This window comes from Aquimarina sp., assembly GCF_977115655.1.
Genome location: NZ_CDSBKO010000013.1, coordinates 56,322 through 73,452, shown reverse-complemented (window position 1 = coordinate 73,452; position 17,131 = coordinate 56,322). Strand labels below are relative to the sequence as shown.

Sequence of the window (17,131 nt, the reverse complement as noted above, 5' to 3'; positions counted from 1 at the left end):
GGTTTTCTTACTTATTTTCGTTTTTCAAAATATTGATATCTTCTAGTAATCTGTCTATCTCTTTGGGATCAGTGCCATCATAAAACCCTCTAATATGTTTTTTTTTATCTATTAGAACAAAGTTTTCGGTATGCACCATATCATAAGGTCCTCCATCTCCATCAGATTTTGCAGCTAAGTATGATTTTCGTGCAAGATCATATATTTGTTTTTTATCTCCGGTCACCAAATTCCATTTGGTATCATCTACTCCTTTTTCTATAGCATATTTTTTTAAACGAGCTACGCTGTCTATTTGAGGGGTAACAGAGTGCGACAGCAATAATACATCTTTATCCTCGTACAACCGTTCCTGAATCTCTTTCATGTGATCTGTCATAACAGGGCAAATGGTTTGGCAAGTAGTAAAGAAAAAATCTGCTACATAAATTTTATTTTCATAATCTCGTTGTGTTACTTCTTTTCCATTTTGATTTATCAATTTAAAATCTGCGATTTTATGATACTTACGTATGTATTGTACTGTACTATCCACTAATTCTGTATTTACCATATCGGGTTCATACACTGGTAAAACCTTATTTGGCTTTAAAATAGAATATATAATAGAAATGATAATTGCTGATAAAACAAAAAGTACAATTGCAAAAAATTTGTATTTAGAAAAAAACTGAAGCATATTAATTTAATATATCGACAAAATTACAAGGTTTATCTATTATACAGAAGTCGTTTTCATTAAAAAAACCCTAAATATTCTTAACTGTACACTAGATTTTTTTTATATACACTTCTAAAAGGTTACTTTTGCGTGATTTAATTTTGAATAACGACCCATGAGTCCATTTTTTATAAAAGCGATACAGCTATTATTAAGTTTATCTTTACTAATTGTTTTACATGAATTAGGGCATTTTATCCCCGCTAAAATTTTTAAAACCAGAGTTGAAAAATTCTATCTCTTTTTTGATGTAAAATTTTCATTATTCAAGAAAAAAATAGGCGAAACAGTATATGGTATCGGTTGGTTGCCATTAGGCGGATATGTTAAAATTGCTGGTATGATCGATGAAAGCATGGACAAGGAACAAATGGCAGGGCCGCCACAACCTTGGGAATTTAGATCCAAGCCAGCTTGGCAAAGATTAATTATTATGCTAGGTGGAGTTACTGTAAACTTTATTCTTGCAATTATTATTTATGCTGGAATTGCTTATGCCTATGGCGATAAATTTATCAAAGCAGATAGTTTAAAAGATGGGTTTTATGTTTCTAATACTGAAATTGGCGAAAAACTTGGAATACAGACGGGAGATAATATAACTGCAATCGATGGAAATCCTGTAAAAGAATTTAGCAAGCTACCAATAGAAATTATAAATGGTAACGAATTAACTATACTAAGAGATGGAAACACTATAAAAAAGGAGATTCCTGTTGATTTTATTGCAAAGCTTCTGGATGTTGAAGATAAGACATCGTTTATAGAGCCACGTTTCCCTTTTATTATTCAAGAAGTTCCTAAAGACTCTCCTAATGCTGGAATTGATCTACAAAAAGGAGACCAGATTATAGGTATAAACAATCAAAAAGTTACCTATATGGATCAAATACTACCTATTGTTGATCAAAACAAAGGTGGTTCTATCTCTTTATTAGTAAAAAGCGTTAGCGGACAAGAAAAAAGTGTCACTGCCAAGATCAGCGAAGACGGAAAAATAGGCGTGATAAGAAATATAGATTACTTGGAATTAGAAAAAAGAGGTTTTCTAACTGTAGAGACGATCGAATATTCTTTTTTAGAATCTATTCCGGCAGGAATTAACAAAGGGGTATCTATTTTAGGCAGCTATGTGAAGCAGATGAAAAAGATATTTAATCCTAAAACCGGTGCTTACAAAGGCGTGGGAGGATTTGGTGCTATTGGAGGGTTGTTTCCCGATCAATGGAACTGGGGTGCTTTTTGGAGTACAACTGCTTTTATCTCTATTATTTTAGCTTTTATGAACATCCTACCTATCCCTGCATTAGATGGTGGTCATGTAATGTTTTTACTGTATGAAATTGTTACCGGAAGAAAACCTAACGACAAATTTATGGAGTATGCACAACTTGTAGGATTTGTAATTCTTATTACATTACTTCTTTTTGCGAATGGTAATGATCTTTATAAAGCTGTATTTGGATAGCAAAAATGCTATACCAGATTAATTTTAACTAATAAAATCGGGGTAACTGTCTATGTATAGTTACCCCAATTTTATTTTGTCTCTTTTTGTATTTAATACAACACTTTACTTTTATAGCCTAAATATTTATTTTTTGGATTAATTTTTTTGAATTCAAAAAATAAAACAACGCAAAGGATTTTTTTTAATCAATAGCTCATATTCAAACAGATACGCACCTGCCTTAGCTTAGCAATCGTTTCTTTTAAAATAGTATTTGATTATTATCTTATAATAATGCTGAAAAAAAATTGAAAAAAACTTTTTGAGATATAAAAAATAGTATATATTTGCACTCGCAAAAGAGAAAAACGCTCTTTAGTTGAAAAAACAAATTCCTCCTTAGCTCAGTTGGTTAGAGCATTTGACTGTTAATCAAAGGGTCCTTGGTTCGAGCCCAAGAGGGGGAGCAAAAGTCCAACAGAAATGTTGGACTTTTTTGCGTTTAGAACTTACTGTAATTAGATTTTAGGGGATCAAGACGGATCAAGATCAAATTCTACATTTTTGACACCTCTGAATTGGGATCAAGGATCCATTAAAAGTTGTAGAATTTAGTATTTAAGCGAAAATGGTTGTTGACCTAAATAAAAAATGTAGCCAAAGTATTATATATGGTTACGCTTTAAAGAAGATAATAAAATGCTTATTGCAATTGATTCAGCAATTCTCTGGCTTTAGTATTATTATAGTGGTTTCCTGAAACCAATTCTTGTAATATATTTGTTGCTTTCTCTTTTTCGTTTTGTTTTAGATAGGTTAATGCCAGATACCAATATCCTTTAGAGCTATCTATTGCATCTGTATTTTTTAGAAGTTCAAAATAATGAAGTGCTTTATCTAATTGATCCAATTCTAAAGCACAAAGCCCTAAATATATTAATACAGAAGGTTGTTGTTCTTTTTGTGGAAGAGCTGTAAATATTGCGTAACTTTCCTTATACTTCTTATCTACAAAAAGCCGTTCTCCTTCTACTAATTTGTTATCCTCACCTCTACTTGTTAATGATGGTAAATCTTCCCATTCACTATATTTTACGTACATTTCTGTAGTCGAAGATTTACTATTAAAAATATATACTAAAACAAATACTGCAACTGAAGCTGCTACAAAAAATGACAGGATTATATTTTTCTTCCAAACTACTGTTTTTTTAGTCGTTTGATAATTGTTTTGAGCTTTTTGTATTGTTTTTTTAAGTTTTTCTGCTTCTTTACTTCTAAAATAGGTTGCCAAAATCCTAACATCTTCTGTATCATAATCCCATGACACATCATCTATACCTTTATTATCTTCTACTTGCGTAAATAATTCTTGATGAATCTTAAATTCGTGTAATAACTCAGGATCTTGTTCCAAAGATTTTTCAAACAGTATTCTTTCTTCAGGTAACAATTCGTCCCTTAAGTAAGCACTTATTTGTTCATGATATTTTTCCTGGTTAGTATCCATTTATTTTAGATTTCTAAATCGTTTATCTGCTTTAATCATTTCTATTAGCTTTGCTTTACATTTAAAGACTCGCTGTCTAGCCACGGTTTCAGACGTATATCCAAGTTTTTTTACAATTTGATCGTAGGATACTTTTTTAAGAAATAAGTTTAACACTTCCTTACAGTTATCGGATAACTGTTCTAATTTATCCCTAAATAACTCCCATCGCTCTTGATCTAGTAAAGCATACGCCATATCTGACTCTTCGCTTACCAGTTCCTTAACCTCATCATTTGTTACCCTTTTTTGTTTTTTATTTAATTCTCTACGCCACAAGTTTTTACATGCAGTAAATAAATAAGCCTCGAATGAGGTATTGATAACTTCTAGTTTTCTAAGTTTAATTCTTGCAGAAATTTGCAGTAATGCTTTTTGAAAAACGTCTTCAGCATCTTCTCGTTGCCCATTATTTCTATACACAAAAGATAAAACCTTAGGGAAGAATAAATTGTATATTTTGGCAACAACCTTTTCATCAGACTCTAGAATACCTTTAATAAAATAATCACTTTTTTGCATCCAGTCTAATGTAAGAAATATATACTTTTAGGGTAACAAAAATAGGTATTTTGAACTAATTGATGAAATCTTATACGCTTAAGGTTTTACAGTAAAAAAAATAAGTTATTTTAGTACCTAAATTAAAAATAAAATATGAAAAAAGTATTGATTCTTTTAGTTCTTATTCTTGCTAGTTGTTCTACAGATAATGAAACTGTAGTAGAAAATAGCAAAACAGAAAATCCTTCTAAAAATAGTACCGTAGTAAATAAACAGTCGGACAATACATATGACACCGAAGGAAAACTAACCGTAAGATATCAGGGTGATGTCACTGAAGAACAGAAGCAAAACATCCGAAATGGAGAACATAATTTTCTGTTATTAGGTGTGGAGCTTACAGATTGTAAGGAGGTAGAAATATGGTATATCGCTTATTGTTCTAACTGCAGGCCAGGTCCAAAAGTTAAATCCCGCCCTACAGAAGCTGTAGACAAAACTGCATTAAACTGGGATGGAGATTGTAACGATTTCTAAAAAATATAACTTCTTTTTAAGAAGACATAAAACTCTATTTGTACACAAGAGATTAATAGTATTAATCTCTTGTGTACATTTATTTATTTATAATTTAAGCTTTGGGCAAAGTGATTTTGATGTTCTGGACTCTATTCTTCAATCTGAAACTTCTCTATCTGCTAAAAAAGAAAAAATTGATAGTCTATTATCTGTAACTCCAAAAAAAGAGATAAAAGAGTTAACCTATGCGATTTCTGTCTATTTTTATCAAAACCAAAACTATACAGAAGCATTGTTTTATGGGGATTTGAACCTAAAATCCATACGTAACGAAAAAAACTTGGATTCTTTATCCTATAGACGAGGTCTTTGCAACTTGGGCTTGTTTCATTACCTAAACAAATCTTTTGACCTTTCTGAAAATTATTATAAATCTGTACTGCATCAAAACAGAGTCGATAAATACCAAGGTAGGGCTGCTTATAGATTAGGGGTGATTTATGAAGAAAATGGAGATTATTATACTGCTCTTAATTATTATGAAATGGCAAAAAATTTATATTTTGCCAGCTCCTATCCAGAAGGAGAAATAGAATCATCTATAAAGTTAGCAGAAATTCATGAAAGTATTAACGGAAAGAAAAACCTTGAAAAAGGACGAAAAATACTACTCGACATTCTTAATTCTAAACGAATAACTCCTGTACATCCATCTTATCTTCAAAATACACACCTAATACTAGGTAACTTATACGATAAAGATTTTTTTGGAGATAAAAATAAATCTGAAGAGCATTATCTTAAAGCATTAGAGATTGCAAAGGCAAGAGGTGATGAATTTTTTGAGACAGGAATATACATTAATCTTGGGAATTTATACCTACAATATGATCTCGAAAAAACATATTCTTATTTGTCTGATGGATTAAAACACTCTAATTCTAATTTAGTTAAAGCTATATTTCTTCATAATTTGGGGATCTACTATTTTAAAATAAAAAACTATAAAAAAGCTGTAGAATGTATAGAATTATCTATTGCTAAATATCTTAATTTAGATACTACTTTATCCGTAGCTTCTGTTCCCGAAATAGAAATCGAATCCTCCTTATATAAAAACTATATTTTGGATGCTTATGTTTTTTTGATTGGATATAAAAATATTTATAAAAAATCTAAAAAAGAGCTAAACACCATATACAAAGATATTGATGTAGCAGAACGCCTCATAGATTATATGCGTTTTGAAATCGAGGACCAACAATCTAGATTACATTGGCAGGAACAAGCCTCAAAAATATACCAAAATGCTACAAAAACTGCTTTTCTAACCAATAATCCAGAAAAAGCATTCCATTTTATGGAAAAAAACAAGGCAGTGCTTCTTCTTAAAGACATTAAAGACAGGGAGCTTAAAAAAAACTCAAAACTACCTCATGATATTCTTAAAAAAGAAGAACAGTTAAAAAACAATATATATCAACTACAAGATGCTTACTCTTTAGATCAAACTAACAAAAAAGACTCCATACATTCCATACTATTTAATACAAAAATAGCATATCATAAGTTTATAGATTCTTTAAAAATAGATTACCCGAAATACTATAATTACAAAACTCTTGCTAAAATAATCTCCTTAAAAGAACTTCAAAACTCTCTTACTAAAGAAGAGCTTATTATAGAATATATCCTTAATGAGGATAACGGTTATGGATTATTAATTGGCAAGGATACTACAAATATTTTTGAGCTTAAAGATATCTCACAATTAAATAACCATATAGTAGATTTTAAATCAAAAATAAGATCTCCTTTTGTTTCCAAAAACGATTTTGAAAGTTATAAAAATTTGGCATTTCAACTATTTCAAAAATTGTTTCCATTCAATAATACCCAAAAATATATAGCGAACAAAAAAATCACCATAATACCTGATTATAGTCTGCAAAACTTCCCTTTTGAAGCTTTGATAACTTCAAAAAAACAACCTACTCCAGAGTCTTACTTAATTGCAAGTACCGAAATTAATTATGCTTATTCTATTTCATTTTTAAAAGAGAATCAAAATATAACCCGCGATTTTACAACTAATTTTACTGGATTTGCTCCAGTAAATTTTACTTATGATAATCAATTAACATCTCTAAGAGAAAGTGAAAAGGAAGTAACAGACGCCGAAAGTCTTTTTCCCGGACATTTATTTACCAGAGAAACAGCTATAAAAGATAATTTTTTTAAGAATACCCTCCATTCTAAAATAATTCATCTCTCTACTCATGCCAACGCAACAGATTCGATTGTACCGTGGATTGCTTTTGGAGATGAAAAAATGAGCCTAAATGAATTATATACTACCAAAAACAATGCTGAGCTAGTTGTACTTAGTGCCTGTAACTCTGCACAAGGCAAGCTCAATAAAGGAGAGGGTGTAATGAGTCTGGCAAGAGGTTTCTTTTATACAGGAGCAAATAGTGTAATTTGCTCTATGTGGAATGTGGATGATAAATCTGGGCAATACATAACTACTAGTTTTTACAAGTATTTAAAAAAAGGAAAAAACAAATCAAAAGCTCTGCATTTGGCAAAATTAGAATACTTAAAAAATCATAGCCTTAGCAAAATCTCCCCTTATTATTGGTCTTCGCTTATTCTTATAGGTGATGCTAGTGCAATACACACTACTTCCTATTCATGGATATGGTTTTCGATTACAGGAATCTTCTTTTTTGTAGTTTTCTTGTGGTGGCTTAAAAAACGAAAATAACTTTTCCTAAACCTCTACTTACTTTATTTTCTAATATAATTAGAATAGTATTTCATTGTACATTTTGAAATTACAAATCACACCTGTTATACGTATTAGCAAACATTAGACAACCAAAACCATTATATCATTCTACTACACTATACAAAAGATATTCGTATTAAAAATATATGAATTTTAAATCAATAATCTCGAAGGAAGCTCACGAAGTATACTTCCGAAAATATATTTTGTTTTCGAGGTAAGCCTCGAGAGAATTAAACTCCACAATGTGGATTAAAAAATATTTTTTAGGGTAACAGAAACAAAAAGCAAGAACTAGCTGGGGTATATGCAATTATTAAAAGTTTATAATCTAATTATCAGCACCATGAAATATCAAAAAATCTTTCCGAATTACCCAAGTAGCTAATTAAACAAATAGGTACAGCTACTCGTGAATAAACAATTTTTAATCATCTTTTTAACTTAAAACCAAATTTTAACTCACATGAAAAATTTAAAATATCTAATTATAGTACTGGGGATATTATTTATAAGCTCTTGCGAAAAAGAACTTATTGAATCTTCTGAAAATCAAAATTCGACTACCTCAAAAGCAGGTAAGGGAGAAAGTCTAATTAAAAATGGACGATTATATTTTTCTAGCAAAGAAGAGTTTCAAGACTTATACAAAAATTTTGCAGATGCCTCTGAGGAAAAATTGTACGAATATTTTCAACCTCTTTATGAAAAAGGGTTCTATTCATTAAGACCAATAGTTTCAGAAAAAAATGAAGAATTTCTATATAGAAATTATTTAAAAAAAATAGAAGAAAAAGGAAGCTCACCAATCGGAAGTCCTAGCGGAGAAAAAAATGAAGCTCTGGACTATTTGGATTATACCGAAGAGATCGTTGGTGATGATACATTTGCTGCATTTTTAGATTTTAATTCTGAAATTCAAATTGTTGATGAAATTTATAAATATACAGATGTAGGTTTATTTATTGTAAAAGAGGACAAATACCAAGATCTGCAAAAATATCTTGAAGCAAAGAATATTCCCCAGGATTTGACTTATAAAACTGATGAAAGAGCTAAAGAAGCTATACATAAAGAATTTCCAATTAATGGTATAACACAACCTGTTGAAAAAGGGCTGTCTTATTTTAGAATTCAACCTATTTTACCAGATTCAGGTTATGGTGGAGGCACTTATAATCCTACTCCTGGATCTGTGACTGCTACAGATCCTAGTTACAATAATTTTGTTAAAAATTTAAGTTACTGTACTCCTAGTAGTGGCTTATTTGGTAATTTATTTGGAGATAATAACGTATGTAAAGATAAATATGAAAGACGCAGAAGGGTAAAAACAAAAGCTTTTAACTATAATTACCTGCTTGTTTACCACTTAGGCGTTAAATGCGTACACCAATACAGAGGCTGGACAGGGTTTTGGAGAATCGAAGCTATAGACGAAATTAGATTGGTGGTAGAAGCTGGGCAATTTCAGTATGATTTAGATAAGCTATTAGGCAATACTGCAATTAATAATCAAACTAAGGAGAGAATTTATTTTATGAATAATCAAAAAATTCTTTACCTACAAAACTCAACAACATTGCCTAGTTGGAATTGGGGAACTCCCGCAATAACCTATGCTAACATGAACGCATTACCAATGATCTTTAAAGACGATTTATCTTTTGAGTTTTTTAGTACTGGTTGGGATTGGTTGGATAATCAAATTCAAAATGGCATCGATAGCAATCTTAAAGCATCAAAACTAAATGACTATTTTTACAATAACCTATATTCAACGGTTACTTCGCAATTGCAAGGTGCATTAGGTTCTTCTACTACAACCCCAGCAAACAGAACATTTGTGGCAAAGTTTCCTGAAAACGGAAAACTAATCTTTCAGAAATCGTTTTTAGACAAAGGGTTTGGAATTGGAGTACGAAAGAAAACATTTGATTGGGGTGCAGAATTTAGTTTTAATGTGTCAGAAACTGGAGGAAGTGCATGGCGTTTTTCTCCTGTACAGGGTAATATACTAACTCGTCCAGAAAATTTTAGAGTAAAGATAATCGGAGCGGCACGTAGAGGCAATGGATGGCATGGAAGCAAATTTAACGTCGGTATAGATTAAATACTCATATAACCTTTGCTCGACTTAAGCTAAAATGGTATTAAGTCGAGTTCTGGTTTATAATAAAACCTAAAAACACCATATTTATGAAAACAAATCTTTTAAATATTCTAATCATAATAGGATTACTGTCTATTTCTTGCGAAAACGATAATGCAATACAAGAAATAGGAACAACAGATGCTTTGGAGGTATCCAAAACCCAAAGCAGTATGTTTGACTATATTAAATCCATCAATATAGCAAATAACACAAAATGTGAGAATAATATTTTGATCTTTCCTAGCTGGGATAAATACTGGGAAACTATCGATAAACTAGACGATATGATCGAAAATGATTGTGATAGTTTTGACGCTACTGTACCAGCAGACATAACCGATGAGGAATACGATTCTTTAGCAGATGCATCAGGATTTGATGAGGATAATACCTTACGAAAATTTGAAACCGATTTGGCATTTTGCTCCCTGCGTAGTAAAATAGAATCTTTAGAAAACGATTGGTTAGATAAACAAGGAGATGGAGATTGGAATATAAATGAAGATCCTGACAACCATTTCATCGAAGATGAAACCGAAAGATCGTTATTAAGCAGCAACTCAGAAGTAATCATTGGCAAGTCAAAGGATGAGTATGTTTACTATAAACGACTAGATGATTTTCATTGGATTGAAGTACAAAAATGGGATATAAGAGCCATAGAACAAGTTAGTAACAATATCCCAACTAACAATCCAAATGTGATCATAAAGGATTTCAGAAAAGAAATCACAGAAACCAATTCTGAGTGTAAAACTTTTGTCAAAGAATTTCGATATCATCAAAATGGCTCTAATCGGATAAAAAGAAAATCTAAAGTTATCAATAATGATTGGTGGGGATACAAAAAAATATCTGCTTTGACTGTTGGGTACAAAAAGAAAAGAGGAAAATGGAAGAGAAGAAGAACCAGGATCACTGTAGGAATAACAGACATTAATGGTACAAGTGATGGTACTTTATATCAAAAATGTGAGAAATCTTTTAGAAAATTTAAAGTAAAAGAAAAAAGACGACGAAGAGTAAAAGCTAAATTTAGTGGCGCAAGATATCAGGGAGCCAGTTTAATTATAGGAATCCAATCACAAAAAGTTTATGGTTTTCATAAACAAGGCTCTATCGATTTAAAATTAGATTATTACGAAATGAATTAACCCTAATGGATTAAAAAAATTAGTTAGAGGGTGTACTGATAAGTCAAACACCCTCTTTTTTTGTTGTAAACCTTTCAATAAAAAAGATCTAATTCAATTTCTATAGGAACGATTTCAAAATTAATGTAGGTATAACTTACTCATTTTTTTAAATAGTCTTTAAAATATTTCACCTTTTAGGGTAACATAAAATTACAACAGGAACTACCTATCACATAAAACACAATAAAACTCCTTTCTGTTAATTTTTAAATCGTATTTGTTTTGGTCTTCATATAGGCTTAGAAAAAAATGTAAAAAAGAATTATCAAAGAAGGAGATAACTAAAACAACAAATCAACAAACATGAAAAACAGCCTTAAATTATTTTACTTTTTAATTTTATCTTCTATACAGCTAATTTCGGCTCAAGAAGATGAAATGATATTTGAAAACCCTACCGAGTTTCAAACAATAATGCCTTTTTACGGGGAGCAATGCGGAACACACTCTCCTCCTCCTAAAAAACGTGACTTAAATTTAACCGGAGCAGAAATAGGAAGCAATCCTACATTTGCTACTTCTAACACACAATATGTATTAAATGTAAAAGTTCATTTTATAAGTAACAATGTTCCTGTAGCAGATCAACAAAATAAAGCATTGGATATTGTAGGATCTCTAAATGTGAATTACAATCAAGCTAATATATTTTTTAAATATAAAGGATATGATAATATATCAAATCCCGCATTATTAGATTTTAATGCTGCTAATATAAATCCTCTTTTTACACTCTCTACCCCAGATGCTATTCATATTTTTATTAGTGACACATTTAACGGGCAATCTCCCACAAGCCAAGGCACCAATGGTATATGTATTACCAGAATGGCAAATTTTGGAGGCGGATTTAATATATATGATAAATTTATTGTTATTCGTAAAGATCAAATTCCTGTATTAAACTCTTCTAATCCTTCAAGTATTGATTTTAAATATTATACGTTAGCGCATGAAATGGGGCATTATTTAGGGCTTTATCATACCCATACACAATGGAAAATGGTAGGAGGACAACTGGCAGAAGCCAATGACGCAGAATGTGCACTAGAAGAAAATTATGATGGATCCCAGTGGAGTACCTTAGGAGACAGAATACAAGATACTAATCCTGACAGATCTATCCGAAAATATATGAGTGGAAGTGCAATGTATAACTCCAATTGTACTATCAGACCTCAGGGTTGGCAAGCTAATGCCACTTGTTCTACTTCTGTAAACTTTAGTTTGTTTAATCCATCTATCAATAATATCATGGCATATTATAATACTTGTAGAACTGGTTTTACACAAGGTCAATATACCTACATGAGAAACTTTATTACAGACGAATCTGTTCCTAATCGTTTCTTAAATACAAAAATGAATACCGTTGATGCACTATACCTTGCTTTTGATGGAGGATACGCTGGTGGTCATCAAGGAACACCTCCTCCTAGCAGCCCTCCTCGTTTTCAAAAAGGATTTGATTATGAGTTTGTAGGATGTGGGCAGACTACTCCTACGGTTATGCAATCGTATGGAATACATCAAATACCAACTGGACATCCTTATCTTACTAGTATAAAAATTACTCAAGTATCTACTACAGATACACAAAATTGTAATTATCCTATGCCATCTTCTTTTAATGGCGGAGAAGTGATCACATTTGATGCTATGTTGTATGGTGGGGATTATGAAGTTAAAAAATTAAATAGTCAGGAAATCCAAAACGAAAACTTAATAAATACACTGCCTAATGGTCATCATATCATCAAAAAATACCTAAACGATGGTCAGGTTTTAGAAAGTAATATTATAAAAAATAAATAAAAATGAAAAAACTAGCTTTAGGAGTCCTTCTTGCAATATTTGCTTTTGCGATATACTCTTGTTCAACTAATGACGAAAACGAAATCGTAGATATTAAAAATATAAAAGATTCTACTGATTTTTCAAAAAAAGAATTGGTAAACCCCTACAACAAAAATAACAAATGGGATAGTAGTGGTATAAAACATAACTTTATTTTAAGTAAGGTCGTTTTAAACAAAGCTAAATTAGGAAAAAACACAGATGCGTATATTGAGTACTCTAATACCATTTTTCATGAGTATTTTGATAAATCCTACACGCATACCTGTATGAAAATTAGTGAAACCCGAGAGGTTTTAGCCGACTCGACAAATCTGTATGCTAATGTTATTAAAAACAGTAACCTTACTGCTGCAACTAAAGAAAAAATCCATGACTTATTCGGGATTTTAAAAAATTCTCTTTCAGAACAAAATCTAACTTATAAAGATGTTAAAGACAAAATTGTAAATTTTGAAAATGACATCTTGTTTTCTAACTTAAAAGATTCTGAAAAGGACGAAGTTTTAAAAATATCTTCTGTTGCTCGGCATTCTTTATATTTCTGGAATCATCAACTTGGAGGGTCAGAAAATAGTTCGGTTTCCTCTAAAAGGCGTTGGTGGAAATGGTTAGTTGTTGGTATAGCAGATGCTGCTGGTGCTACTAGTGGAGCATTGGTTGGATCTCCTACTGGCATTGGTGCTGTAGCAGGAGGAATTGCTGGTGCTGCTGGTGCTAGTGCAGGTGCAGCTTCTTTATTGGATTGGATAAGTCCTGACAAATAAAAACACCCTTCCATAAAAAAGGCAGCGTTTTTATATCAAGAAACGCTGCCTTTTTTATTTTTTTAGATTAATCATAATCCTTTTGCTACCAATATATACCAAGCAATATCTACTTTATCCTGATCCAAATACTGTTTTGCAAGCCTATGAATATCTTCAATAGCACCTTGATTAATTTTTTCTTTTAACTCCAATTGTTCCTTAAAAAATTCGTCTGATTTTTGGATAGAAGGAATATTATCTACATTCGCTAGTTTTCCTAAATCATTTCCTGTAAAAACAGTGCTATTTTTAATAGTATCCGAAAGCAAATCAACTCCTACACCTAAAGTACTTAATGGCTTAGGCACTTCAAACATCCCCATATTTGCTCTGGTATACCAATTACCGCCCATTCTTGCTACCAGATCAATTTTATGCTGGTCAATAGCTCCATTACTATCCAATATATCTTCACTTATATGCATACAAAGTACTTCGCAAATTATTAAGTTTCCTGCTCCACCTTGATCTCCTAAATGTATTATTTCATTCACTTTACACTCAAACTGTACAGGTGATTCCTTAACTCTTGCAGGTTTTACTTTTTCAGAAGCTACCATTGTAAGTCCAGATTTCTCAAACTCATTTACCCCTTCAGGATATTCTGTACTGGATAATGACATTTGTTGTACCATAGGATAGGTAACTATATTTATAACTACTTCTTTTGTTGATTTTGCATTTTCTAATGTGTGTTTTGTGGTATTATCCTTAACTCTTCTGGCTGGAGAAAATATTAGAATTGGCGGATTTGCACTAAATACATTAAAAAAACTAAACGGAGAAAGATTAGGAACTCCGTTAGAATTTATGGTACTGGCAAAAGCAATTGGTCTGGGACCAATGGATCCTAACATCATACCATGCAATTTTCCTATGGAAATTTCTTTAGGATCTATAGTGATCATTATGCTACTTTTTATTTTCTAGATATTGTTTTTATTATATTCTTATAAGATCATCTCAGGGATATCTCCTTCTATGATTAAATTTCCTTCTGTAGCTTTTTTTATTTCTTCTACACTTATTCCGGGAGCTCTTTCTAAAAGTTTAAATCCATTTGGTGTAACTTCTAAAACTGCAAGGTTTGTTACTATCTTTTTTACGCAGTTTATTCCGGTAAGCGGAAGAGAACATTTTTTTAATAATTTTGATTCTCCTGCTTTATTAGTATGCATCATTGCAACAATTATATTTTCTGCACTTGCAACCAAATCCATGGCTCCTCCCATTCCTTTTACCATCTTACCTGGTATTTTCCAATTAGCAATGTCTCCATTTTCAGAAACCTCCATAGCACCAAGAATAGTAAGGTGCACATGTTTGCCTCTAATCATATTAAAACTGGTAGCAGAATCAAAAAAGGATGCACCTGGCATAGTTGTTATAGTTTGTTTTCCTGCATTAATAATATCGGCATCTTCTTCCCCTTCAAAAGGGAAAGGTCCCATCCCCAGCACTCCGTTTTCGCTTTGAAATTCTACTGCAATATCTTTAGGTATATAATTTGCAACTAATGTGGGAATCCCAATTCCTAAGTTTACAAAATATCCGTCTTTAAGCTCTTGTGCTATTCGCTTTGCGATTCCGTTTTTATCTAGCATACTGTTATAGTTTATCTAATTCTGAAAAGTTTATGATCTGGATAGTACTGTTCGTTGTTCTATCCTTTTTTCATAATTTACTCCTTGAAATATACGTTGTACAAATATCCCCGGAATATGAATTTGATCGGGGTCCAGTTCTCCCGCCGGAACTAACTCTTCTACTTCTGCCACAGTAATAGTAGCTGCGCCACACATACATGGATTAAAGTTTCTGGCGGTTCCTTTAAAAATTAAATTACCAGCCTCATCTCCTTTCCAGGCTTTTACAAAGGCAAAATCTGCTTTAAATGCATGTTCCAGCACATACATTTTGCCATTAAATTCTCTGGTCTCTTTTCCTTCAGCTACCTCGGTACCATACCCTGCCGGTGTGTAAAATGCAGGAAACCCACCTTGGGCTGCTCTGCACCTTTCTGCAAGAGTACCTTGCGGAATTAACTCTACATCCAGCTCCCCGCTAAGCATTTGCCTTTCGAATTCATCGTTTTCTCCAACATAAGAAGAAACCATCTTTTTGATTTGTTTTTTTTGAAGAAGAAGACCTAATCCAAAATTATCAACTCCTGCATTATTAGATATACAGGTTATATTTTTTACTCCTTTTCTTACTAATTCTGCAATTGCATTTTCTGGAATACCACAAAGTCCAAAGCCCCCTAGCATGAAAGTCATATTGTCACTAATTCCATCTAAGGCTTCTTGAACTCCTTTTATCGTTTTGGAAATCATATTTTTTGAGTTTAAATCTTTAAATGTAGTAAAAATAACACACAAGAGTTAACATATTACATATAATTAATAAATGAACACATTAACAACTATTAACATAAATGATTGTTGCTTTTTTAAGTAAAAAACATGATTAATGATGATAGATTTTAATTTATACTGTTAACAAAAAAATCGCTTATATAATCCCAAAAGGATTAAATTAGATATTTTGGTTATTCCCATATTGTAATATGCAAACTTTATAGTTTTCAAAATCCGAATTGACTATTTCATGTTGTATACAAGGAATTAAAAATTTATCATAATTAGATATGAGTAAAACAATTACGCTTTTATTGCTTGTAATTACGATGCTTTTTTGGGCAGCTAATTTTCATGTAGTTAAAATAGCCTTACACTCTTATTCTCCTATGGGTGTAGCAGCATGGCGGTTCTTTTTTGGTATAATTTCTCTATTCATTATTTTATATTTTCAATTTGGCATCTCTTTATTCAAATTCAAATTTTCTATAAAAGAGTGGTGGTATATGTTTCTCACTTCTTTTTTCGGGATTTTTTTAACTATTTACTTTTTTAATTTAGGTTTAAAAACAACCAGTGCTGTAAATGGATCTCTTATTGTTGCTACTAGTCCAGCCATTACAGCTATTTTTACATTTTTATTTCAAAAAAAGAAGATTACTCTTATACAATGGTTGGCTATTGTTATTAGTTTTTTTGGCGTTGCCATAATTTTAGTGAAAGGAGATTTTGGCAAACTAGCACAATTACAATTCGAAATTGGGGATGTTTATATCTTATTAATGGCGATAGTGTTTTCTTTGTCTCAAATAATTGTGAGTAAATATTTACCCCATATAGATGCCACAGTAATGACTGCGATTACTTCATTAATGGCTTTTATTTTATTTACACTATTTTCGTTACCAGAATTGTTATCTACTCCTATCCCCTATGATCTGTATTTTTGGAGTAGTATTTTATTTATGAGTATTTTAGGCACGGGCATTGCATACACGGCGTTTTATTTTTGTGTTGTTAAATTAGGAGCAACAACATCTACATTGTACATGAATCTTATTCCGTTTTTTGCAGTACTTCTTGCTTTTCCTTTTGGAGAAGAGATATATCCTATTCAAGTATTAGGAGGTATACTGGTAATCCTTGGGTTATTATTATTTGGGTTTTCAAAGAAAGGTGCACCTTAAAACTCTATTTTTTTCAAAGTATTAAATACAAAA

At 31.5% G+C, this 17,131-nt stretch carries 14 protein-coding genes and 1 tRNA gene; 9 read left to right on the top strand and 6 right to left on the bottom strand.

The features are described from left to right. Positions 1-7: 7 nt before the first annotated feature. Positions 8-679, bottom strand: coding sequence for an SCO family protein (locus tag ACZIYX_RS07705; protein ID WP_462681632.1), 672 nt, complete (start codon positions 677-679; stop codon positions 8-10). A 157-nt stretch (positions 680-836) separates the two neighbouring features. On the opposite strand from ACZIYX_RS07705, the gene rseP reads away from it, so the two are divergent. Together rseP and ACZIYX_RS07695 are read left to right on the top strand one after the other, a co-directional pair. After that, a complete protein-coding gene (rseP, locus tag ACZIYX_RS07700) occupies positions 837-2,189 on the top strand; it encodes an RIP metalloprotease RseP (protein WP_462681631.1) in 1,353 nt (450 codons plus the stop codon). A gap of 375 nt (positions 2,190-2,564) precedes the next feature. Further along, positions 2,565-2,638 (top strand) — tRNA-Asn (locus tag ACZIYX_RS07695). Between the two features lie 236 nt (positions 2,639-2,874). Here ACZIYX_RS07695 and ACZIYX_RS07690 read toward each other — a convergent pair. Together ACZIYX_RS07690 and ACZIYX_RS07685 are read right to left on the bottom strand one after the other, a co-directional pair. Next, positions 2,875-3,681, bottom strand: a complete 807-nt coding sequence (locus ACZIYX_RS07690) for a hypothetical protein (RefSeq protein WP_462681630.1) — start codon at positions 3,679-3,681, stop codon at positions 2,875-2,877. Further along, the gene (locus ACZIYX_RS07685; protein WP_462681629.1) at positions 3,682-4,242 is read right to left on the bottom strand and encodes an RNA polymerase sigma factor; all 561 of its coding nucleotides are present in this window, start codon (positions 4,240-4,242) and stop codon (positions 3,682-3,684) included. Between the two features lie 135 nt (positions 4,243-4,377). Between ACZIYX_RS07685 and ACZIYX_RS07680 the strand changes: the two genes are divergently transcribed. The 6 genes from ACZIYX_RS07680 (at position 4,378) to ACZIYX_RS07655 (ending at position 13,509) form a co-directional block, all read left to right on the top strand. Beyond that, a complete protein-coding gene (locus ACZIYX_RS07680) occupies positions 4,378-4,761 on the top strand; it encodes a hypothetical protein (RefSeq protein WP_462681628.1) in 384 nt (127 codons plus the stop codon). Beyond that, positions 4,739-7,510, top strand: coding sequence for a CHAT domain-containing protein (locus ACZIYX_RS07675; RefSeq protein ID WP_462681627.1), 2,772 nt, complete (start codon positions 4,739-4,741; stop codon positions 7,508-7,510). Before ACZIYX_RS07680 ends, ACZIYX_RS07675 begins: the two co-directional genes overlap by 23 nt. A 490-nt stretch (positions 7,511-8,000) precedes the next feature. After that, a complete protein-coding gene (locus ACZIYX_RS07670; RefSeq protein ID WP_462681626.1) occupies positions 8,001-9,647 on the top strand; it encodes a hypothetical protein in 1,647 nt (548 codons plus the stop codon). An 86-nt stretch (positions 9,648-9,733) separates the two neighbouring features. Continuing rightward, the gene (locus tag ACZIYX_RS07665) at positions 9,734-10,843 is read left to right on the top strand and encodes a hypothetical protein (protein ID WP_462681625.1); all 1,110 of its coding nucleotides are present in this window, start codon (positions 9,734-9,736) and stop codon (positions 10,841-10,843) included. A gap of 345 nt (positions 10,844-11,188) precedes the next feature. After that, entirely contained in the window at positions 11,189-12,700 is a 1,512-nt protein-coding gene (locus ACZIYX_RS07660; RefSeq protein ID WP_462681624.1) for a zinc-dependent metalloprotease family protein, read from the top strand. 2 nt (positions 12,701-12,702) lie between these two features. Continuing rightward, positions 12,703-13,509: a hypothetical protein gene (locus ACZIYX_RS07655; RefSeq protein ID WP_462681623.1), complete on the top strand. Its 807-nt coding sequence runs from the start codon at positions 12,703-12,705 to the stop codon at positions 13,507-13,509. A gap of 71 nt (positions 13,510-13,580) precedes the next feature. Here ACZIYX_RS07655 and ACZIYX_RS07650 read toward each other — a convergent pair whose 3' ends face one another. From ACZIYX_RS07650 to ACZIYX_RS07640, 3 genes are read right to left on the bottom strand one after another with little or no spacing between them, the layout of a single operon-like run. Further along, positions 13,581-14,459 (bottom strand): flavin reductase family protein, encoded by an 879-nt coding sequence (locus ACZIYX_RS07650; RefSeq protein ID WP_462681622.1) that lies wholly within the window; start codon positions 14,457-14,459, stop codon positions 13,581-13,583. Between the two features lie 42 nt (positions 14,460-14,501). Then, complete coding sequence (locus ACZIYX_RS07645) at positions 14,502-15,155, bottom strand: CoA transferase subunit B (RefSeq protein WP_462681621.1); 654 nt, start codon at positions 15,153-15,155, stop codon at positions 14,502-14,504. Positions 15,156-15,185: 30 nt separating this feature from the next. Further along, entirely contained in the window at positions 15,186-15,887 is a 702-nt protein-coding gene (locus ACZIYX_RS07640) for a CoA transferase subunit A (protein WP_462681620.1), read from the bottom strand. 314 nt (positions 15,888-16,201) lie between these two features. Between ACZIYX_RS07640 and ACZIYX_RS07635 the strand changes: the two genes are divergently transcribed. Then, a complete protein-coding gene (locus ACZIYX_RS07635) occupies positions 16,202-17,098 on the top strand; it encodes a DMT family transporter (RefSeq protein ID WP_462681619.1) in 897 nt (298 codons plus the stop codon). Positions 17,099-17,131 lie beyond the last annotated feature (33 nt).